Origin of the sequence: Burkholderia sp. BE12, assembly GCF_002959955.1 — a bacterium.
Taxonomy (GTDB): domain Bacteria; phylum Pseudomonadota; class Gammaproteobacteria; order Burkholderiales; family Burkholderiaceae; genus Burkholderia.
Genome location: NZ_PREY01000002.1, coordinates 253,393 through 272,641 on the forward strand (window position 1 = coordinate 253,393; position 19,249 = coordinate 272,641).

The 19,249-nt window shown below is 70.4% G+C and carries 18 protein-coding genes; 8 read left to right on the plus strand and 10 right to left on the minus strand.

All coding sequences use genetic code 11. The annotated features are described in order from the left end of the window. The first annotated feature begins 91 nt into the window (after window positions 1–91). Together C4B30_RS03200 and C4B30_RS03205 are read left to right on the plus strand one after the other, a co-directional pair. A complete protein-coding gene (locus tag C4B30_RS03200) occupies window positions 92–763 on the plus strand; it encodes a MarC family protein (protein WP_027780810.1) in 672 nt (223 codons plus the stop codon). Window positions 764–932: 169 nt separating this feature from the next. Then, entirely contained in the window at window positions 933–1,913 is a 981-nt protein-coding gene (locus C4B30_RS03205; protein WP_105131699.1) for an aldo/keto reductase, read from the plus strand. A gap of 21 nt (window positions 1,914–1,934) precedes the next feature. Here the strand turns inward: C4B30_RS03205 and C4B30_RS03210 are convergent, their stop codons facing one another. From C4B30_RS03210 to C4B30_RS03220, 3 genes are all read right to left on the minus strand, one after another. Then, entirely contained in the window at window positions 1,935–2,801 is an 867-nt protein-coding gene (locus C4B30_RS03210) for a CPBP family intramembrane glutamic endopeptidase (protein ID WP_105131700.1), read from the minus strand. 84 nt (window positions 2,802–2,885) lie between these two features. Then, window positions 2,886–3,542: a VC0807 family protein gene (locus tag C4B30_RS03215; RefSeq protein ID WP_089502373.1), complete on the minus strand. Its 657-nt coding sequence runs from the start codon at window positions 3,540–3,542 to the stop codon at window positions 2,886–2,888. A 303-nt stretch (window positions 3,543–3,845) separates the two neighbouring features. After that, window positions 3,846–4,910 (minus strand): 2,3-butanediol dehydrogenase, encoded by a 1,065-nt coding sequence (locus C4B30_RS03220; protein WP_105131701.1) that lies wholly within the window; start codon window positions 4,908–4,910, stop codon window positions 3,846–3,848. Window positions 4,911–5,409: 499 nt separating this feature from the next. Here C4B30_RS03220 and C4B30_RS03230 point away from each other — a divergent pair, with 499 nt between their 5' ends. Continuing rightward, window positions 5,410–6,621 carry an MFS transporter gene (locus C4B30_RS03230; RefSeq protein ID WP_105131703.1) on the plus strand — a complete coding sequence of 404 codons (1,212 nt, stop codon included), beginning with the start codon at window positions 5,410–5,412 and terminating at the stop codon, window positions 6,619–6,621. A gap of 58 nt (window positions 6,622–6,679) precedes the next feature. Continuing rightward, the gene (locus C4B30_RS03235) at window positions 6,680–7,156 is read left to right on the plus strand and encodes a DUF3331 domain-containing protein (RefSeq protein ID WP_105131704.1); all 477 of its coding nucleotides are present in this window, start codon (window positions 6,680–6,682) and stop codon (window positions 7,154–7,156) included. 24 nt (window positions 7,157–7,180) lie between these two features. Here C4B30_RS03235 and C4B30_RS03240 read toward each other — a convergent pair whose 3' ends face one another. Further along, window positions 7,181–8,389, minus strand: a complete 1,209-nt coding sequence (locus tag C4B30_RS03240; RefSeq protein ID WP_105131705.1) for a GNAT family N-acetyltransferase — start codon at window positions 8,387–8,389, stop codon at window positions 7,181–7,183. Window positions 8,390–8,563: 174 nt separating this feature from the next. Here C4B30_RS03240 and pdxR point away from each other — a divergent pair, with 174 nt between their 5' ends. The 4 genes from pdxR to C4B30_RS03260 all read left to right on the plus strand — a co-directional run bounded on the left by pdxR (window position 8,564) and on the right by C4B30_RS03260 (window position 13,944). Then, window positions 8,564–10,036, plus strand: coding sequence for a MocR-like pyridoxine biosynthesis transcription factor PdxR (pdxR, locus tag C4B30_RS03245; protein ID WP_105131706.1), 1,473 nt, complete (start codon window positions 8,564–8,566; stop codon window positions 10,034–10,036). Window positions 10,037–10,251: 215 nt separating this feature from the next. Beyond that, window positions 10,252–11,838 (plus strand): trypsin-like peptidase domain-containing protein, encoded by a 1,587-nt coding sequence (locus C4B30_RS03250; protein ID WP_199779033.1) that lies wholly within the window; start codon window positions 10,252–10,254, stop codon window positions 11,836–11,838. 228 nt (window positions 11,839–12,066) lie between these two features. Then, window positions 12,067–13,278: an MFS transporter gene (locus C4B30_RS03255; protein WP_105131708.1), complete on the plus strand. Its 1,212-nt coding sequence runs from the start codon at window positions 12,067–12,069 to the stop codon at window positions 13,276–13,278. Between the two features lie 126 nt (window positions 13,279–13,404). Next, entirely contained in the window at window positions 13,405–13,944 is a 540-nt protein-coding gene (locus tag C4B30_RS03260; protein WP_089502372.1) for a DUF4303 domain-containing protein, read from the plus strand. Window positions 13,945–13,987: 43 nt separating this feature from the next. Here C4B30_RS03260 and C4B30_RS03265 read toward each other — a convergent pair whose 3' ends face one another. The 6 genes from C4B30_RS03265 to cobA all read right to left on the minus strand — a co-directional run bounded on the left by C4B30_RS03265 (window position 13,988) and on the right by cobA (window position 19,150). Next, a complete protein-coding gene (locus tag C4B30_RS03265) occupies window positions 13,988–14,686 on the minus strand; it encodes a fumarylacetoacetate hydrolase family protein (RefSeq protein WP_105131709.1) in 699 nt (232 codons plus the stop codon). A gap of 118 nt (window positions 14,687–14,804) precedes the next feature. Next, entirely contained in the window at window positions 14,805–15,746 is a 942-nt protein-coding gene (locus C4B30_RS03270; RefSeq protein WP_027780797.1) for a helix-turn-helix transcriptional regulator, read from the minus strand. Window positions 15,747–15,826: 80 nt separating this feature from the next. Continuing rightward, window positions 15,827–16,426, minus strand: coding sequence for a uracil-DNA glycosylase family protein (locus C4B30_RS03275; RefSeq protein WP_105131710.1), 600 nt, complete (start codon window positions 16,424–16,426; stop codon window positions 15,827–15,829). A gap of 148 nt (window positions 16,427–16,574) precedes the next feature. After that, a complete protein-coding gene (locus C4B30_RS03280) occupies window positions 16,575–17,624 on the minus strand; it encodes a CmpA/NrtA family ABC transporter substrate-binding protein (protein WP_105131787.1) in 1,050 nt (349 codons plus the stop codon). Window positions 17,625–17,629: 5 nt separating this feature from the next. Beyond that, a complete protein-coding gene (locus C4B30_RS03285; protein ID WP_105131711.1) occupies window positions 17,630–18,223 on the minus strand; it encodes an ANTAR domain-containing response regulator in 594 nt (197 codons plus the stop codon). 165 nt (window positions 18,224–18,388) lie between these two features. Next, window positions 18,389–19,150 (minus strand): uroporphyrinogen-III C-methyltransferase, encoded by a 762-nt coding sequence (cobA, locus tag C4B30_RS03290; protein ID WP_105131712.1) that lies wholly within the window; start codon window positions 19,148–19,150, stop codon window positions 18,389–18,391. Window positions 19,151–19,249: the final 99 nt, after the last annotated feature.

Here is a 19,249-nt window from a genome sequence, read left to right on the forward strand (position 1 = left end):
GCCGCATTTTGCGTCTCGGGCACGGGCGCTTGCACTACAATGCGTGACCCCCGGCCCGCTGCCGGCCCCGTCCCGACCGCTGCTTCGCACGATGATCGTCAATCGCCTCGTCTCCGAGATCCTGTTCGGCTTTACCGGCCTGATCGGCATCATCAATCCGATCGGTATCGCGTTCCTGTTTCTCGAACGGACCGAGGCGCTCACCGCGCACGAACGGGATCTGCTCGCGAGGAAGGTCGCGTTCAACGCGTTCGTCGTGCTGATGGTCGCGTTCTTCGCCGGCACGCCGGTGCTGCATTTCTTCGGGATCTCGATGGAAGCGCTGCGCATCGGCGGCGGCTTCGCGGTTGCCGTGGCCGGCTGGCAGATGCTGAACGAACCGGACGGGCCGGGCGGCGGCGACACGCCGGTCAAGCCGATCGACGCGAACGCGATCATGACGCGCGCGTTCTTCCCGTTGACGGTGCCGCTGACGGTCGGCCCCGGCTCGATCGCGACCGCGATCGCGCTGAACGCGAACCGCACGCACAAGCTGTCGGAATTCATGCTGTCGAGCATCGTGTCGATTGCCGTGTCCGTGCTCGTCGCGCTCGTGATCTGGCAGGTCTACAGCCGCTCCGCGCTGCTCGCGCGCTACCTCGGCAGCGAAGGGACCAAGGTCGCGAAGCGCGTGTCGGCGTTCCTGCTGCTGTGTATCGGCGTGCAGATCATGCTGACCGGCTTCTCCGCGTTCCTGCAGCCGATCGCCGACCAGGCCAAGTAAGCGGGTCTTCCGGTTCGTCCTTTTTCGTCCTGTCCTTTTTGTTCCTTTCACGCAGCCTGCACGCGGCGCGCGGTCATACGCGTTCGCGGCATGCGGGATACCATGCGACGTCTGGCGGATGCGCGGCGCGCATCCGGCCGCAACCCCAAATCGAGTGGCGAGGCGCGCAATGGAATACGTGAAATTCGGATCGACCGGGCTGGACGTGTCGAAGCTGGTGCTGGGCTGCATGACGTTCGGCGAGCCGTCGCGGGGCACGCACCCGTGGACGCTGCCGGAAGCGGAAAGCCGCCCGATCATCCAGCGGGCGGTCGAGGCCGGCATCAACTTCTTCGACACCGCGAACATGTATTCGGACGGTACGTCCGAGGAGATCGTCGGCCGTGCGTTGCGCGATTTCACGAAGCGCGACGACGTCGTGATCGCGACGAAGGTGTTCTACCGGATGCGGCCGGGGCCGAACGGCGCCGGCCTGTCACGCAAGGCGATCATGACCGATATCGACCAGAGCCTGAAGCGACTCGGCACCGACTACGTCGATCTCTACCAGATTCACCGCTGGGACTACGGCACGCCGATCGAGGAGACGCTCGAGGCGCTGCACGATGTCGTGAAGGCCGGCAAGGCGCGCTATATCGGCGCATCGTCGATGTTCGCGTGGCAGTTCGCGAAGGCGCTGCACACGTCGAAGCAGAACGGCTGGACCCGCTTCGTCAGCATGCAGAACCACCTGAACCTGCTGTATCGCGAAGAAGAGCGCGAAATGCTGCCGCTGTGCGAGGACGAAGGCATCGCGGTGATTCCGTGGAGCCCGCTCGCACGCGGGCGCCTGACGCGCAGTTGGGACGAATCGTCGGAACGGCAGCAGAAGGACGATGTCGGCCAGCGGCTGTACGACGCGACGGCCGATGCCGACAAGGCGGTCGTCGAGGCCGTCGCGGCGATCGCCGCCGCGCGCAACGTGCCGCGGGCGCAGGTCGCGCTCGCGTGGGTGGCGCAAAAGCGCGGTGTCACCGCGCCGATCGTCGGCATCTCGAAGCCGCGGCAACTGGACGATGCGCTCGGCGCGCTCGCGCTGGAGCTGACCGACGACGAAATCGCCACGCTCGAACGCCCGTACGTGCCGCACGCGGTGGCCGGGTTCAACTGAGCGGCAGCGCGGGCGCCGCGATCAGCGCGCGGCGGCGAGCATCGGGTAGGTGAACAGGCCGAAGTGGATGACGTTCAGCCCCACATGCGCGAGCGCGGCGGCGAGCAGGCCGCCGCGCCGCCAGGCGAGCCCGTAGCCGACGCCGGCCACCGTGCCGAGCACGATCCATTGCCAGCCGCCTGCCGCATGCGCGGCGCCGAACAGCACCGCCCCGGCCGCGAGCGCGACCCACGGGCCCCATGAGTAGGCGCGGAACACGCGGGTCAGCCCACCTTGCACGTAGCCGCGGAACAGCGCTTCCTCGGCGAGCGTCACCAGCAACAGGTTGTTCGCGAGCCACAGCCAGCCGGACGGCGGCCATTTGGGCGCCCAGCCGACCATCCCGACCGCGAGCGCGCCGGCCAGGCACGCGGCGGCCGTGGCGACGGCCGCCACCACGCCGGTGCGCAGCGCGCGCAACGGCGCGACGTCGGGCGCGACCCACGGCAGCACCCACAACAGCCACAGACCGACGAGCGGCTTGTCGAAATTCAGGTACATCGTGAACGGCACGGCGTCCGGCGTGAAGCGGGTCGGGGCGATCACGCGCGGATTATGGAAGCCGGGAATCAGATGCAGGCTCAGTGCGATCGCGAGCGCGGCGAAGACGAGGTGCGCGGCGACGCGCACCGCGAGCGGGCGCCCGGGCAACACGCCCCAGCCGGCCGCGATCAGCAGCGCGAACGGCGCCAGCGTGATCGGCGCAAGCTGGCCGAACGCCAGGGCGCCCGCATAGCCGAGTGCGGCGAGGCCGATGCTCAGGCGGTGCAGCGGACGATGCCACGCGAATGCGGCGGCCGCGAACAGGGCGAGCCAGATCGTGGCACACGGAAGGAGCGAAAGAGACATGACGGAAACGGATGGGCGGACGAGACGCCGCGCATCATACAGCAGGTGCGGTGACACGCCGCCGGGCAGCCGGCCAGCCGCGTGTCAGCGGCCGGCGGTTTCGGTGACGCCGCCGCGGCCCGGGATGTCGACGCTGTTGCGCACGCGCATCCGCCGCCGGTACCAGAAGGTCCACAGCAGCAGGCAGCCGAACACCGTGTAGCCCATGACCGGGGACACGACCAGCACGCGCTCGACCGGCCAGTTGATCACCATCCACCAGCGCAGCAGCATCTCGAGCGTCATGATGGCGCCCCACACGAACGTCATCAGGCGCAGCATCTGCCGCAGGCCCGGCTGCGCGTCCCAGACCGCTTCGAAGTGCGCGGCGCCGCCGTCCATCTCGCGGGCCACGGTGGCGCGGGCCAGATAGAAGATCAGCGGGCGCTCGCGGAGCAGCGACAGCAGGAACACGACGCCGATCGTGCCCGACCCGATCGATTCGCGCATCAGCAGCGTGCGCGGACTGCCGCCGAACGCCATCCCGACGATCGACAGCGTGATGCCGAGCAGCACGATGGCCGCCACCGCGTCGACGCGGCGCGAGCGGATGAATTCGACGATCGACCAGACGATCGGCGGAACCGCCGATGCGTACAACGCGCCGGTTTCGCCGAAATACGGATGCGCGACCCGATAGGCCACCCAGGGCAGCACGAGGTTGACGAAGAGTTCGAGAATCAGTCCGGCTCGCGGTTTCACGGTGCGCCATTCCACGCAGGTCGGGGGCGGGCGCGCGAGAGGCGTGGTTGCCTCCGGTTGCCCCGAAAAGGGTTCGGCCCAGTATATCGAAGAATCGCGCCGAGCCAGGGATTGCGAATGTTTCAGCATGCCGCATCCGGATGGAACGCGACATGGCAGCTGTTTCTGTCGATGATGACAGCGGGGAAGGGAGGCGCGGGCAGGCGCGCCGCCCTCCGAACGTGCGACGCTCGGCGGCGGGGCGGCCAGCCTGCGCGGCGGGCGCGAATCGATGCCGAATCGACGCCGCGGCCGCGCGTGCGGTCACGAGACGGCCGGCTGGACGATGATCTTCACGTTGCGGTCCTTGTGGTTGACCAGTTCCTCGAAGCCGTGCGCGACGATGTCGCCGAGCGCGATGCGCCCGGTGATGAGCGGCTGCACGTCGATGCGGCCGTCCGCGATGAAGCGGATCACGTCCGCGAATTCGCCGTTGTACGCGAGCGAGCCGATCACTTCCTTCTCGGTCGACACGATGTCGAAGAAGTTGAACGACGTCGGTTCCTCGAAGATGCCGACCATCACCGACTTGCCGGCCTTGCGGATCACGTCGATCGCGAGCTTCGCGGTGGCCGTGTGGCCGATGCACTCGAACGACACGTCGGCGCCGTAGCCGCCCGTCAGTGCCCGGACTTCGGCGATCGCGTCGGACGTCTTCGGATCGATGACGATGCTTGCGCCGACCTCCAGCGCCTTCTGCTTGCGCGCGGCCGACATCTCCAGCGCGATCACGCGCCCGGCGCCCGTGGCCTTCGCGCACATGATCGTGCACAGGCCGATCGTGCCCGCGCCGACCACGACGACGGTCTGCCCGACGATGTTGCCGGCCTTCTTCACCGCATGCAGCCCGACCGCGAGCGGTTCGATCAGCGCGCCGGCCTCGGTCGGGAAGTTGTCGGGCAGCTTGTACAGCAGTTCGGCCGGCACGTTCACGTATTCGGCGAACGCGCCGTTGTTCATCAGCCCGGTGAACGCGAGGTTCTCGCAGATGTTGTACAGCCCGTGCTTGCAATACCAGCAGGTGCCGCAATGCTGGCACGCGTCGGCCGTCACGCGGTCGCCGACCGCGAAGCCCGATACGCCCGCGCCGAGTTCGGCGATCTCGCCGCTGAACTCGTGACCGAGGATGCACTGGCCCTTCAGGCCGGTCAGCGGATGCGGCGCGTCGACCGGGATGAACACCGGCCCGGCGACGTATTCGTGCAGATCGGAGCCGCAGATGCCGCACCAGTGCACGCGGATCGTGACCCAGCCTGCGGGCGGGCGCTGCGGAACGGGAACCTCTTCGACGCGGATGTCGTGGCGGCCGTGCCAGACGGCGGCTTTCATGCTGGGGGTGGTGATCGGTGCCTGTGTACTCACGTTGCTGTCTCCGTCAGGTTGTCGTCGGGCGCGCGGCAACGCTGCCGGTGTGCCCGTCGCGCGATGGCGCGATCGACCGGTATGCAGGAACGGGGCCAGCGTGAATCGGGGCGATGCGTGGCGGTCGCAGAGCGTGCGTTGGATGCGTTGCATCATTTCGCTAACGGCCGACGCGCAAAGATTCGAAAGGAACGGCGTGTCGAATTTGTTGCGATTGCGAAATCGCGGGCCAGGTGAGACGCCGGGACGTTCGTCTCAGCGCAATGAGACGAATCGCGAGACGGCTTCGGTCATCGCGACCGGTGCGCGCGGCATGAATTCGGCCCATTGGCGCCATCGCCGAAACGGATCGTTGCGCGCGTTACCCCTTTACTTGAAGTTAACTTCAATTTGTATCATGTGCGCCAGTCCGATTGCGGCCGCGTGACACATCCCGTTGCACGCGGCCGCTTCAACGGGGGTGAAGATGACCGAATCGCCTGTCGCGGCCGATGCCGCCACGCTGCCGTCGCGCAGCTACCGGGCCGCCGTCGCGAACGTCGTGCTGGCGAGCATCGTGTCGGCGCTGCACGTCGGCAAGGCGACGATCGCATTGCCGTCGCTTCAGCACGAGTTCGGCGGCTCGCTCGCGTCGCTGAGCGGGATCATGTCGGTGTTTCCGTTCGTCGGCGTGTTCGGCGGGATCGCCGCCGGCCTGCTGGTGCGGCGCTGGGGCGACCGGCGGCTGCTGGTGACGGGCCTCGTCATCCTCGGTCTGTCGAGCATCGCCGGCGCATGGGCGGGCAGCTTCGCGCTGCTGCTGACCACGCGCGTCGCGGAAGGGCTCGGGTTCGTGATCGTGGTGGTCGCCGCGCCGGCCGTGCTGAACCGCGTGACGCCGCCCGAGCGGCGCAATCTCGCGTTCGGCCTGTGGAGCACCTTCATGCCGGCCGGCATGGCGTTGTCGATGCTGGTCGGGCCGCTGCTCGGCGGCTGGCGCAACGGCTGGCTCGCAGCCGCGGCGCTGACGCTCGTCGCCGCAGCCGCGGTGCCGGTCACGACGTCGGCCGACGCACCGTCGCGACAGACGGGGGCGACGCGCATCGGACCCGCGCTGCGCAACGTGCTCGCGGCGCGCTCGACTACGCTCCTCGCACTGGGTTTCGCGACCTACAACGTGCAGTTCTTCGCGGTGATGACGTTCCTGCCGGTGTTTCTGATGCAGCGCCTCGGCGTTGCCGTCGGCGCGGCCGGGCTGATCAGTGCGGCGATCGTCGCCGCGTGCGTGATCGGCAATCTGACGGCCGGCTGGCTGCTGTCGCGCGGCGCGCGACCGGGGCTCGTGATGGCCGCGACGTCGGTCGCGATCGGCGCGGCGGGGGCGGGCCTCTTCAGCGCGGCGACGCCCGCACCGCTTGCGGTCGCGCTCGGGTTCGCGTTCTCGGCCATGGCCGGGATGTTGCCCGCGACGATCCTCGCGTGCGCGCCGGGTTCCGCACCGTCGCCGTCGCTGGCGCCGCTCAGCATCGGCTGGGTTGTGCAGGGCAACTATCTCGGCCAGGTGATCGGCCCGCTGACGATCGGCGCGATCGTCGGTGCGTTCGGCTGGTCCGGCGGCATCGGGCTGATGCTCTCGGCCGGCGTCGCCGGCGCGGCGATCGGCCTGTCCCTCCTGCGCGAACCGATGGGCCGGCGCTGAGTGCGGCGCCGGCGTCGTTCAACCTGCACGGAAATCCGTCAAGCATGCTCAAAACACCATGGAAAGCCCGATCTGCGAAGAAGACCTGTCGTGCGACGTGTCCGCGTCCGCGCTCGGCGACGACGATGCGATGCTGCCGCGCGGCGGCGTGGTCGCGCATCCGCTCGTGACGATCGGTCGCGCGCCGATTCCGGAGCACGCGCCGGCCGCGGCGTCGCCGTTGCGCCCGCAACTGTTCGTCACGGTGCTGGAGGCGGGGCACGACGGGCTGCTGGTGCGATGGGTCGAGAGCGGTCGCTGTCATTACGGCGAGCAACGCTGGCGCTTGCGCGTCGCGTTGCAGCCCGGTCGCTGCGCGCTCTCGGGGCAGCCGATCGAGCCCGGCGAACCGGTGTTCCGGCCGGTACGGCGGCCCGTGCCGGCCAATGGCGACGAGATGATCCGCCCGGCAGCGGTGCCCGGCATGGCCGGCGCGGCGCGCGACGACGCGCCGGAGGACGGCGACGCACACCATCCGGCCGATGTTCATGGCTGAACATCGGCCGTCGGGGGCGCGACGTTACTGCTTCAGATCGTGCCGGTACTGGATGAAACCGGCGTTGTTCGCGAGCTTGTCGTACAGCGCGCGTGCGGTCGTGTTCGTCTCGTGCGTGAGCCAGTACACGCGACTCGCGCCGGCTTCGCGGGCCCGTTCATACACGGCCTCGATCAGCGCGCCGCCCGCGCCTTGCCCGCGTGCGTCGGGCGCCGTGTACAGATCCTGCAGGTAGCAGTACGGCCCTTCGGTCCAGCACGAGCGGTGGTAGATCGCATGCACGATCCCGACCAGCGCACCCGACGCGTCGAACGCACCGAGCACGAACATCGGCTCGGCCGGATCCATCAGGCGCGCCCACGTCGTCGCGAACACCGCGTCGCTCAGCGCGGTGCCGTAGAAGTTCTGGTAACCCTGCCACAGCGGACGCCACGCGGCTTCGTCGGCGGCGACGAGCGCACGGACCGTGACGCGCGTGGCGTCGTTCGCGCGGCTGGCGGCGTCGCGCGCGCGGGCCTGCGCGTGGCGGATCGCGGTGAGCGACTGGCGCTGTTCGCCTTGCGCGTCGAAATTCTCCGCGGCGAGCCACGCGTCGAACGCGGCACGGACATCCGGCCATTCGCCGTCGATGATCGAGAACCACGCGGTGTCGCGATTGCGGCCGCGATAGATGATCGCCTGCCGGAACGTGCCTTCGTAGCGGAACCCGAGCCGCGCAGCCGCCTTGCGCGATGGGGCGTTCAGGTCGTCGCACTTCCATTCGTAGCGCCGGTAGCCGAGCGTGTCGAACGCATACTTCATCAGCAGGAACTGCGCTTCGGTCGACACCGGAGTGCGCTTGAGCAGCGGCGAGAACGTGACGGAGCCAACCTCGATCACGCTCACGCCGTTGGCCGGATCGATGCGCATCAGCGCGAGCGTGCCGACCGCGCGGCCCGTGGCGCGGTCGATCACCGTGTAGTGCAGCGGATCGGTGCTCGCCTGCGCGCCGCGCGCGTAATCGCGGTAGCTGGATTCGTCGGCGTACGGGCCGTGCGCCAGATAGGTCCAGTCGCTGCCGTCGGGCGCCTGGGCGTAGGCGGCGTACAGGTCGGCCGCGTGGCGCTCGGCGTCGAGCGGTTCGAGCCGGCAATAGCGGCCGTCGAGCGCGATGCGCTCGGGGCGCGGACGCGCGGACCAGTCGGGAACGGGTTGGCCGATGGGCTGCTGGAAAGCGTTGGTGAGCGTGGGCAAGGTCGATCTCGCTTCGGTTGGCGGCCGGCGACATGCCGGCATGCAGACGATCGTAGTCCCGGCGAGGTACCATGAGAAGCGCCAGAGAACGGCAAATTTATGGTGCCACGATCGGTGGCCGTCGGCCGTACGCCGTTCACCGTACGGTCGACCTTTTCACGCTGCGACGTTCCGATGACGACTCCCTTTCCTTCCGGCGACGCGCCGTTGCTGCCGCTCGATGCGCCGCTGGCGCGTGCGCCCGGCGCACCTTCGCTGCAGCGCCAGTTGTTGCGCCGCGTGCGCGACGCGATTCTCGGCGGCGCGATGCCGGCCGGCACGCGGCTGCCCGGCACGCGCGCGCTGGCCGAAACGCTCGGTGTGTCGCGCAATACGACGGCCGCCGTGTACGAGCAGCTCGTCGCCGAAGGCTTCCTGCAGTCGGACCGTCGCGGCACGCGGGTCGTCGGGTTGTCGCGGCCCGCGCCGCCGCGCCGGCGTGCCGCGCCGCCGGCCGTCGCGCAGCGGCTCGGCCGGATTCGGCCAAGCCTCGTCGGCACCGGCGAATCGGAGGGTTTCCGGCCCGGCGTGCCGGCGCTGTCGCATTTCCCGGTGGATGCGTGGCGGCACGCAATCGACCGCGCGTTGCGCCGCGCCGGCCGCGACCTGCTGGCGTACGGCGATCCGCTCGGCGAGCCGGCGTTGCGCGAATCGATCGCGCGCCACCTGGCCGTCACGCGCGGGATACGCTGCGATCCCGAGCAGATCGTGATCACGGAGGGCGCGCAGGGGGCGATCGCGCTGTGCGCGCAGTTGCTGACCAATCCGGGCGATACGGTGTGGGTCGAGGAGCCCGGCTATCGTGGCGCGCGCACCGCGATGCAGGCGGCCGACCTCGACGTCGTGCCGATGCCTGTCGACGCGGAAGGACTGCGCGCGGCACCGGACGACTGGCGCGAGCGGCCGCCGCGCCTCGTCTACACGACGCCGTCGAACCAGTTCCCGACCGGCGCCGTGCTGTCGATCTCGCGCCGGCTCGCGCTGATCGATGCGGCGCGCCGCCATCGCGCGTGGATCATCGAGGACGACTACGACAGCGAATTCCGTCACACCGGCGAGCCGATCGGCGCGATGCATGGGCTCGCGCCCGATTCGCCGGTCGTCTATCTCGGCTCGTTCAGCAAGACGATGTTTCCGGCGCTGCGGATCGGTTTTCTCGTGCTGCCCGACGCGTTGCTGGCCGCCGTGCGGCCGGCGCTGCCGGAGATGCTGCGCGGCGGGACGCGCCATGTGCAGCTCGCGCTGGCCGATTTCATCGAGACGGGCGAGTACGGCCGGCATCTCGGGCGGATGCGCCGGTTGTACCGTGACCGGCGGCGTTTGCTGCTCGCCGCGCTCGATAGCAGCCTGAGCGTGCCGCACCAGGTCGAGGGCGGCCCGTGCGGGCTGCATCTCGCACTGCGGCTGCCGGCGCGTTATCGCGATCGCGCGATCGTCGAAGCGGCGCGCGCGCATGGCATCGGGCCGTTTCCGCTGTCGGGTTTCGCGATCGATGCGGGGCGGGCCGGCAACGGGCTCGTGCTCGGTTTCGGCAATACGTCGGCCGATGCGTTCGAGCCGATGTTGCGGATGGTGTCGGCGATCGCGGAGCGAGTCGGCGGGGAGTGAGCGGTCGCAGGACTTGTGCGGATTGACGAACCGCGTACTTTGTTCGAAACGAACGCCGTCGCGGTTCCGCCGCCACGGCGCCTCCCGGCATACGGGTTTCGATTCGTATGTTCCACCCGGCACGTGGGCTATAAATGGTTGGGTGTACCGGTGCTTGTCGGGCGCCTGCGCGTCTCGCGCAACGTGGCGCCGCGGCTGCCGGGGGAGGTTGCGCCGTGGTTTGCCAGACGCTTGCTCGCGCCGTGCTTCGCACCGCGTTGATCGGGGGCGTGTTTGCCGGATGTTTGCCGCCGCCCGCCGCCGCTGCCGGCACCCTCGCGCCGCATGCCGCACCGCCGGCGATGAAGGCGCGGCCGCCCGCCGCGCCTTACGCGATGCCGGTCGATTTCCCGGCGATCGTCGAGCGCTACGGCCCGGCGGTCGTGACCATCCTGGCCGCCACCCCCGATCCGCAAACCGGCGGCGCGGCCTTTGCCGTCCTCGATCCCGACGATCCGCTCGCCGCGTTCTTCCGGCATGGCGCACCGCCGCCCGCGCAGGGGCCGCAGGCGCCGGCGCCCGATACGGCGCCGCGCGCGGTGTCCGGCAGCGGCTCGGGTTTCATCGTCAGCGCCGATGGCCTGATTCTCACGTCCGCCCATGTGGTCGACGAGGCGACCGACGTGACCGTGCGGCTTACCGACCGCCGCGAATTCAAGGCGACGGTGCTGGCCGTCGATCCGCAAAGCGACGTGGCCGTGCTGCGCGTCGACGCGACGAAGCTGCCGTTCGTGCGGGTCGGCGATTCGTCGAAAGTCCGCGCGGGCGAACCGGTGATGACGATCGGCGCGCCGGACGGATCGGGCAACACGGTGACGGCCGGCATCGTCAGCGCGACGTCGCGCCGGTTGCCGGACGGCAGTGCATTCCCGTTCTTCGAGACCGACATCGCACCGAACCCGGACAACTCGGGCGGCCCCGTGTTCAATCGCGCGGGCGACGTGATCGGCATCGCGGTACAGGTCTATACGGGCACCGACCGCTACGCGAGCACGACCTTCGCCATTCCGATCGCATTCGCGGCAAAGGTGCGCGCCCAGTTGCGCGCGCAACAGCAGGCGCAGATGCAGACGCAGCAGCCTCAGGCGCCCGTGCCGGGCGCGCCGTCCGTCAATGCATTCGGCATCGACGTGCAGGACGTCGGCGTCGGTCTGGCCGCGGCGTTCGGGCTGCCGCGTCCGGCAGGCGCGCTCGTCAACGGCGTCGAGCCCGGCTCGCCGGCCGCCGTGGCCGGCTTGAAGCCCGGCGACGTGATCGTGAAGATGGGCGACAAGGCCATCGGTCGTTCGGCCGAACTGAACGACCTGGCCGCCGCGCTGCCGCCCGGCGGGAAGGCGCCGCTGCGCGTGATCCGCAACCGTGCGCCGATGATGCTGACGATCACGGGCGCCGACGAAGCGGGCGGGAGCGCGGCGGCGACGGTCGGCATGGCCGCGCCGAAGGCCGCCGTGCGGCCGGGGCCGGGCACTGGCGACACAGGCGACAGCGGCGACAGCGGCGACCGTCTCGGACTGACGATGCACGCGTTGAGCGACGTCGAACGCCGTTCGACGGGGCTCGCGGTCGGGATGATGGTGGACGCGGTGCACGGCCCGGCCGCGCGCGCAGGCATCCAGCCGGGCGACGTCGTGCTGGAGCTCAACGACACGCTGCTCGAGACGCCGGACGAGGTGCAGACGCTCGAAGCGACCGGCGGCAGCGTGATCGCCGTGCTGATCCAGCGCAACAACGCGCGGAAGTTCGTCTCGGTGCACGCGCGTTAGGGCGTTGACGCGACTGCTGTCGTCCGCCTAACATCGTCCGGTATCGCTGGCGGTCCGCCACGCATTCAGGAGCCATTCGGCATGAAAACGGCTTGCTTCATCGTAGTAGTCCACAGGCGCAGGGTCCGGTAGCGGCACCGCGCCGGCATCCATGCGCCCCCGACTCGTTCGGGGGCTTTTTTTTGCATTGCGCACGCCCATGCGGCCCGTGCGTGGGAGGGCATCCGCTTGTCATCGAACCTGTCGACCGCTTACGACCCGGCGTCGCCGCGGCATGCAACGTTGATCCTGCTGTGCGCGTTGTCGGTGCTGCCGCTGAGCCTGTTCCTGCCGTCGCTGCCGGCGATCGTGCGCGACCTGCACACCGACTATGCGCTCGTCGCGCTGTCGCTCGGCGGGTATGCGGCGGTGGCCGCGTCGCTCGAATGCGTGACGGGGCCGCTGTCCGACCGGTTCGGACGGCGGCCGATCGTGCTGACGAGCGTCGCGATATTCGCGCTCGGCTCGCTCGGTTGCGCGATGGCGACCGATATCCGTGTGTTTCTCGGCTGCCGGCTGATGCAGGCGGCGATCACGTCGGTTTATCCCGTGTCGATGGCGGCGATCCGCGACGCCGGCGGCGGCGCGCGCGCGGCGAGCCGGATCGGCTATGCGGCGATGGCTGCCGCGTTTGCGCCGATGCTCGGCCCGACGCTCGGCGGCGCGCTCGACCAGACGGTCGGCTGGCGCGCGAGCTTCTGGTTGCTGGCCGCAGTCGGCATCGCGCTGTTCGCGTGGGGCGCGCTCGATCTCGTCGAAACCCATACGAATCGGCCGTCGAGTTTCGGGCAGCAGCTTCGCGCGTATCCGGCGCTGCTGGGTGCGCGCCGTTTCTGGGCCTATGCGCTCTGCATGGCGTTTTCGACGGGCGCGTTCTACGCGTTTCTGGCCGGCGCGCCGCTCGCCGCGAAAACGCTGTTCGGCATCGCGCCGGCGGAGATCGGCTTCTACATGGGGACGATCACGGCCGGTTTCGTGTGCGGCAGCTTCCTGGCCGCGCGGCTCGCGCGCCGCCATGCGCTGGCCACGACGATCCTCTGCGGGCGGGTCGTGGCGTGTGCGGGCCCGCTGATCGGCCTCGTGCTCGTGTTCGGCGGCGCGACCCACGCGCTCGCATGGTTCGGGCCGTGCGTGCTGGTCGGCATCGGCAACGGGCTGAGCAATCCCGGCGCCCATGCGGGCGCGGTGTCGGTGCGGCGGGAGCTGGCAGGCAGCGCGTCGGGGCTGGCCGGCGCGATGACGATCGGCGGCGGCGCCGCGCTGTCGTCGCTGACGGGCGCGCTGCTGACCCCGGCCAACGCGGGCTACCTGCCGCTCGCGATGATGCTGCTGTCGGCGGCGGTCGCGCTGGCCGCCGCCGTGTGCGTGCGGGTGTTCGACGGGCAGGACGCCGGGCGGTGAGCGCGGGTGCGCCCCGGTACCGGCGCGCGGCCGAATGACGGACAATCCGCCGCATGCCGGGAGACGACGCACGATCCGCGCGCCGCGTGTCCCGACGAGCACGAAAGGCGACTGGACGAGGATGCGATGAGCGACTTTTCTGATTTCCAGCGGGACATTGCCGATGCCGCGAGGGCGACCTTCAGGGCGCTGCGGGCGTTGCACCCGGACGAGCATTTCTACGCGTTTGCGTTGTACACCGACAGCGGCGCGATGACGGTGGTGCCGGCAGCCAATTCGGTCGAAGGGCTGCGCCGGATCAGCGCGCAGCAGGCGGTTGCGGACGACGATCCGTCGTTCGTGTGGGGCGTTTCCGAATGGGCGTACGCGGCGGCCGAGGCGTCGCCGTTCAACGCGATCTGCGGCAGGCTGGCCGACGAAGTGCTGAGCCCGCAGTTCGTCCGGTCGCGATTCACCGAATTTTCGCGGCAACTGCACGCCGACATGATCGAGGCATTGCGCCTGCTCGATCGCGACGGCGTATTCGGCACGGGCGACGACAGGGCGGCCATCACGCTGTTCGTGTCGATCAGCGACGACGATGCAGCCGAGGCGCTGGAAAACGCATCGGCGAAAGCGCTGAACCCGCCGGCCGTCGCCGATGCCTTCCTGCGCCGCTACGACTGACCGGCATCGGGGTATCGCGGGGGCGCTCGCCCCGCGTGCCGCGTTACGGCTTCGTGCCGATCACGAATTCGAACGTCGCGATGCCGTCGACGCCGCCCGTCACGCGATCGCCCGGCTGCAGCGCGCCGACGCCGGCCGGCGTGCCGGTGAAGATCAGGTCGCCGGCCTTCAGCTCGACCGAGCGCGACACGTACGCGATGACGTCGGGCACGGCCCAGATCATGTCGGCGAGGTCGCCTTGCTGGCGGGTCTCGCCGTTGACCGCGAGCCAGATGCGGCCGGTGGCCGGATGGCCGGTGGCCGTCGCCGCGCGCAACGCGGTCACGGGGCCCGATGCGTCGAAACCCTTCGCCCAGTCCCACGGACGGCTCAGCTTCTTCGCCTCGGCCTGCAGGTCGCGGCGTGTGAGGTCGACGCCGACGCCGTAGCCCCACACGTGCGACAGCGCGTCGGCCGCGTCGATCGACCGGCCGTCCTTGCCGATCGCGACGACCAGCTCGATTTCGTGATGGAGATCGTTCGTCAGCGGCGGATAGGCGACCGTGCCGTTGGCCGGGACAATCGCGTCGGCCGGTTTCGTGAAGAAGAACGGCGGCTCGCGGTCGGGGTCGGCGCCCATTTCGCGGGCGTGGTCGGCGTAGTTGCGGCCGACGCAGAATACGCGGCGCACCGGAAAGCGCGCGGACGACTGTTCGACTTCGACGGAAGGACGCTCGGCGGCGTCGATGACATAGGCGGACATCGGATGGCCCTCGTTCGGTAGGAAGACGGATGGCCGGCGCACCGTGCCGGCATGCGTGCAACGATACCCGACGCGCGTGCGCCCGGATGCGACGCAACTGCGTTTTACCGGGACAAAACTACGCGTCGGCGGCCGCCGGCGCATCGTCGTCGGCGGGCAGCGCGGCGTTCGCGTCGCGGTACGCCTTCGGCGACACGCCGACCCGCGCGCGGAAGCGCCGCGCGAAATACCCTTCGTCGCGGAAGCCGACCGAGCGCGCGATGTCCGCGATGCGTCGGCTGGTATGGGCCAGCAGCGATTGCGCCAGCGCGATCCGGCGCTCGGTCACGAGATCGGTGAAGGTGCTGCCGGTTTCCTTGCGGACCAGGTGCGCGAGGTAGTTCGGGGAGAGGAACGCGGCTTCGGCGGTCGCGGCGAGCGTCAAGTCCTCGCGGGTCAGGTTCGCACGCACGTGGCGCAGCACGCGGGCCAGCGCGTCGCGCCGGCCGGCGCGCTGGGCGCCGCGCTGCGCGAGCTTGTCGAGCGCGCCCGCGTACTGCGTGCAGACGAGCCCGATCAGTTGCAGCAAGTAGCCGCGCAGCAACGTGGTGGAGCCGAAGGTGCGCACGCGATCGGCGTCGAGCATGCACAGCGCGAGGCGGCGCGCTTCGTCGTACGTATCGCCGGTCAGGATGAAGTCGAGATGCTCCTGGAAGCGGAACGGCGTGAGCTCGGGGAAGCGGTGCGCGGGCACGTCCTCGAGATCAAGCGGATCGACGTCGAGATCGGCGCGCAGGAACGCCTGGCTGAAGTTGATCACGATGAAGTGCGCGCCTTCCGGATGCGGAATCAGGTGCTCGCGGTGCGGCAGCACGAACGCGAGCGCGCCGCGCGGAAACGGCCGCGTGACGCCGCCGATGCGCTGCTCGGTGTCGCCGCCGAGGTTGAACTGGATCTGGAAATACGCGTGCCGGTGCGGCTCGGTGATCGCCTGGCGCGACGCCTGGTCGCGGATGTAGAAATCGAGCCGGTCGCTGCGTTCGGGCATCCCGTACAGGCGCGGCGGGGCGGTGGAGGGCATGAAGGATTCTGCTGTTCGTGACGCGGTGGAGCCGCGATGGTACAGCGAACCGGGCGCGACGGGGATGGGCGCCTGCGCGGTCAGCCCGCCACGAGCGGCGCGACCCGGCGCCGCAGCTCGGGCACGACCTCGGCGTCGAACCAGGGATGGTGTTTGAACCATGCCTGGTTGCGTGGCGACGGATGCGGCAGCGGCAGGATCGCGGGGCCGTAGTCGCGCCATGCGTGCACGGTGTCGGTCAGCGTCGCCTTGCGCGTGCCGTGCAGGAAATGCCGCTGCGCATACTGGCCGATCAGCAGCGTGAGCCGGATCGACGGCAGTTCGGCCACCAACCGGTCGATCCACAGTTGCGCGCATTCGGGGCGCGGCGGGTTGTCGCCGCTCGCGCCGCGGCCCGGGTAGCAGAAGCCCATCGGCACGATCGCGAAGCGCGTCTCGTCGTAGAAGGTGTCGGCGTCGACGCCGAGCCAGTCGCGCAGCCGCTTGCCGCTCGCGTCGTCCCAAGGGATGCCGCTCGCATGGACGCGTGCGCCCGGCGCCTGCCCGACGATCAGGATGCGTGCGTCGCGATGCGCGCGCACGACGGGGTGTGGGCCGAGCGGCAGGTCGGCTTCGCATGCGCGGCACGCGCGGATTTCGGTGAGCAGCACGTCGAGCGGCGCGCGCGTTCGTTTCGGCATCGATTCGGAGCGGGGACGGAGTGGCAAGGCGCTATCGCACAAGCGGTACGAGCGGTACGAGCGGCACGAGCGGCACGAGCGGCACGAGCGGGCAGCGGCCGGGCGCCGTGGCCCGGCAGCACATGTCGGCTGCACCGCGCGGCGCGCGTCACGCCCGCGATGGGCCTGCGCCGCCTTCGGCGACCGCAGCATCATACAACGCGGTCTGCGCGATCGCCGCGGCGATGCCCGCGTCGTCGTGCGGCCCGTCGAGCATGCCCCAGCGCCGGTATTGCGTCAGGAACCACCGGCCTTCGCGCGGATCGGGCCGGTTCACCGCGCCGCCGTCGTGGAAACGGATCGGCAGCGGCGGCGTGGCGAACGGCCCCGCGCCGTAGTCGCCGAGCAGGCGCGGTGCGATCAGCCGGGCCGGCACGCCGAGCGCGTCGGGCGACGCGAGCCAGTCGGCCGCCTCGCGGCGGTGCGCGGCGCTGTCGAGCCACGCGCACGCATCGACGAGCGTGCGGATCAGCGCGCGTGCGGTGGCCGGATACAGCGAGACGAAGTCGCGCCGGGTCGCGAGCACCTTCTCCGGATGATCGGGCCAAATCTCGCTCGTGACGGCGACGGTGCGGCCCGCGCCGCACGCTTCGGCGACCGCGTGCCACGGTTCGCCCGCGCAGAAGCCGTCGAGCTCGCCGCCCGCGAGCGCGGCGACCATCTCGGGCGGCGGAATCACGACGCTGCGCACGTCGCGCAGCGGATCGACGTCGTGCGATGCGAGCCAGTGGTTCAACCACATCGCGTGCGTGCCGGTCGGGAACGTCTGGGCGAGCAGCGGCTTGCGGCCGAGCGCCGCGAGCGCGTCGCGCACGCTGCCGCGCTCGCGATACGCGTCGGCGAGGCCGCGCGAGAACGAGATGGCCTGGCCGTTGCGGTTCAGCACCATCAGCGCGGCCATGTCCGCCTGCGGACCGCCGATGCCGAGCTGCAGCCCGCAGACGAGCCCGTACAACGCATGCGCGGCGTCGAGCTCGCCGCTCAGCAGCTTGTCGCGCACGGCGGCCCACGACGGCTGGCGGTTCAGTTCGAGCGTCAGGCCGTGCGGCGCGCCGAGGTCCAGGCGTTGCGCGACGATCAGCGGGGCCGCGTCGCTGAGCGCGACGAACCCGAGGCGAAGATGCGCGCGTTCCGGCGCGGCGGGGGGCGAAGTATTCATGGCGGTCATGACTGGGGTGACGCATCGAGCAACTGCTGCGCGACATCGACGATGCGCAGGCCCTGATCCATCGCGCGCTTGCGCAGCGCCGCATACGCATCGTGCTCGGACAGCCTGCGCTGGTCCATCAGCACGCGTTTCGCGCGGTCGATCAGCTTGCGCTCCGCGAGTTCGCGCTCGACGTCGGCGAGCCGGCGGCGCAGCGCATCGTCGTGCGAGAAGCGCGCGAGCGCGACTTCGAGAATCGGCGCGAGGCGCTCGGCCGACAATCCTTCGACGAGATACGCGCTGACGCCCGCGCCGACCGCCGCGCGGATCAGCGCCTGATCGCCGTCGTGACTGAACATCAGCACGGGGCGCGGCGCGGTGGCGTTCATCACCGCGAGTTGCTCGAGCGTGTCGCGCGACGGCGAATCGGTATCGATGATCACGACGTCGGGGCGTTGTTCCTCGACGGCCGCCGGCAGGCGCGCGGGCGTCGCGACGTCGTTCAGCATCTCGTAGCCGAGGCGCGCGAGCGCGTCGCCGAGCTCGCCGATCGGCTTGTCGGTATCGGTGACGAGCAGCACGCGCAGGCGGGGCGGGGCGGACGAACTCATGAGGCGAGCGGAAGCGGCGGAAGGGCGGCGCGACGCGCGAACGGCATGTGGCGGCCGAGTCGGCGCGTGGCCCCGTTACCGTGCGTGCGCGGCCGGCGGCCGGCGCGAACGTGGCCAATGGATTCGGAGAAGGTGAGCGGCCGGCGCCGCGTGATGCAGCCCATGCTACGCGGCCCGGACCAGCGCCGCGTCGCGCGCGGCATCGTCGTGCTGCACGGCCGCCTCGCCGATCGCGCCGCCGACGAGGATCACGGCCGGGCTGCCGAGCCGCGCTTCGTCGATGCCGCATGCAAGGCCGCCGAGCGTGCCGGTCCAACGGCGTTCGTCGGGCGTGCCGGCCCATTGCACGGCCGCCGCCGGCGTCGACGCCGGCAGCGCGGTGAGCAGGCCCGCCGCGAGGCTGTCGACGCGGCTCATCCCCATGTAGATCGCGAGCGTGGTGCCGGTCGCCGCGAGCCGCGCCCAGTCGGGTTCGCCGTGGTCCTGGCGGTGCGCGGTGACGAACGTGACGCCCTGGCAGTGCTCGCGGTGCGTGAGCGAGATGCCGAGGCTCGCGGCGGCCGCGAACCCCGACGAGATGCCGTTGACGATCTCCACGGGAATCGCGGCCGCGCGCAGCGTCGCGAGCTCTTCGCCGGCGCGCCCGAACAGCAGCGCGTCGCCGCCCTTCACGCGCACCACGTGCGCGCCGCGCAGCGCGTAGCGACGCATCAGCCGCTCGATGAACGCCTGCGGCGTGGAGCGGCAGCCGCCGCGCTTGCCGACGCGGATCACGCGCGCCTGCGGCGCGAGTTCGACGATGCCGGGCGCGACGAGATCGTCGAGCAGCAGCACGTCGGCGGCGGCCAGGGCTTTCACGGCCTTCAGCGTGAGGAGATCGAGGTCGCCGGGGCCGGCGCCCAGCAAGGTGACTTTGCCTGTCGTCATGTCGTGTTCCTGTGCCGCATCGCATCCATGCGGCGGTCTGATAACGCGTTGTTGCGCGGCGGCGGCGGGCGGTCGAAACGCACCGGCATCCGGCCGTGC

Coding starts and splice junctions, on each gene's coding strand:
- C4B30_RS03200 (WP_027780810.1), top strand. CDS start 92: ATGATCGTCAATCGCCTCGTCTCCGAGATCCTGTTCGGCTTTACCGGC.
- C4B30_RS03205 (WP_105131699.1), top strand. CDS start 933: ATGGAATACGTGAAATTCGGATCGACCGGGCTGGACGTGTCGAAGCTG.
- C4B30_RS03210 (WP_105131700.1), bottom strand. CDS start 2,801: ATGTCTCTTTCGCTCCTTCCGTGTGCCACGATCTGGCTCGCCCTGTTC.
- C4B30_RS03220 (WP_105131701.1), bottom strand. CDS start 4,910: ATGAAAGCCGCCGTCTGGCACGGCCGCCACGACATCCGCGTCGAAGAG.
- C4B30_RS03230 (WP_105131703.1), top strand. CDS start 5,410: ATGACCGAATCGCCTGTCGCGGCCGATGCCGCCACGCTGCCGTCGCGC.
- C4B30_RS03235 (WP_105131704.1), top strand. CDS start 6,680: ATGGAAAGCCCGATCTGCGAAGAAGACCTGTCGTGCGACGTGTCCGCG.
- pdxR (WP_105131706.1), top strand. CDS start 8,564: ATGACGACTCCCTTTCCTTCCGGCGACGCGCCGTTGCTGCCGCTCGAT.
- C4B30_RS03260 (WP_089502372.1), top strand. CDS start 13,405: ATGAGCGACTTTTCTGATTTCCAGCGGGACATTGCCGATGCCGCGAGG.
- C4B30_RS03265 (WP_105131709.1), bottom strand. CDS start 14,686: ATGTCCGCCTATGTCATCGACGCCGCCGAGCGTCCTTCCGTCGAAGTC.
- C4B30_RS03270 (WP_027780797.1), bottom strand. CDS start 15,746: ATGCCCTCCACCGCCCCGCCGCGCCTGTACGGGATGCCCGAACGCAGC.
- C4B30_RS03275 (WP_105131710.1), bottom strand. CDS start 16,426: ATGCCGAAACGAACGCGCGCGCCGCTCGACGTGCTGCTCACCGAAATC.
- C4B30_RS03280 (WP_105131787.1), bottom strand. CDS start 17,624: ATGAATACTTCGCCCCCCGCCGCGCCGGAACGCGCGCATCTTCGCCTC.
- C4B30_RS03285 (WP_105131711.1), bottom strand. CDS start 18,223: ATGAGTTCGTCCGCCCCGCCCCGCCTGCGCGTGCTGCTCGTCACCGAT.
- cobA (WP_105131712.1), bottom strand. CDS start 19,150: ATGACGACAGGCAAAGTCACCTTGCTGGGCGCCGGCCCCGGCGACCTC.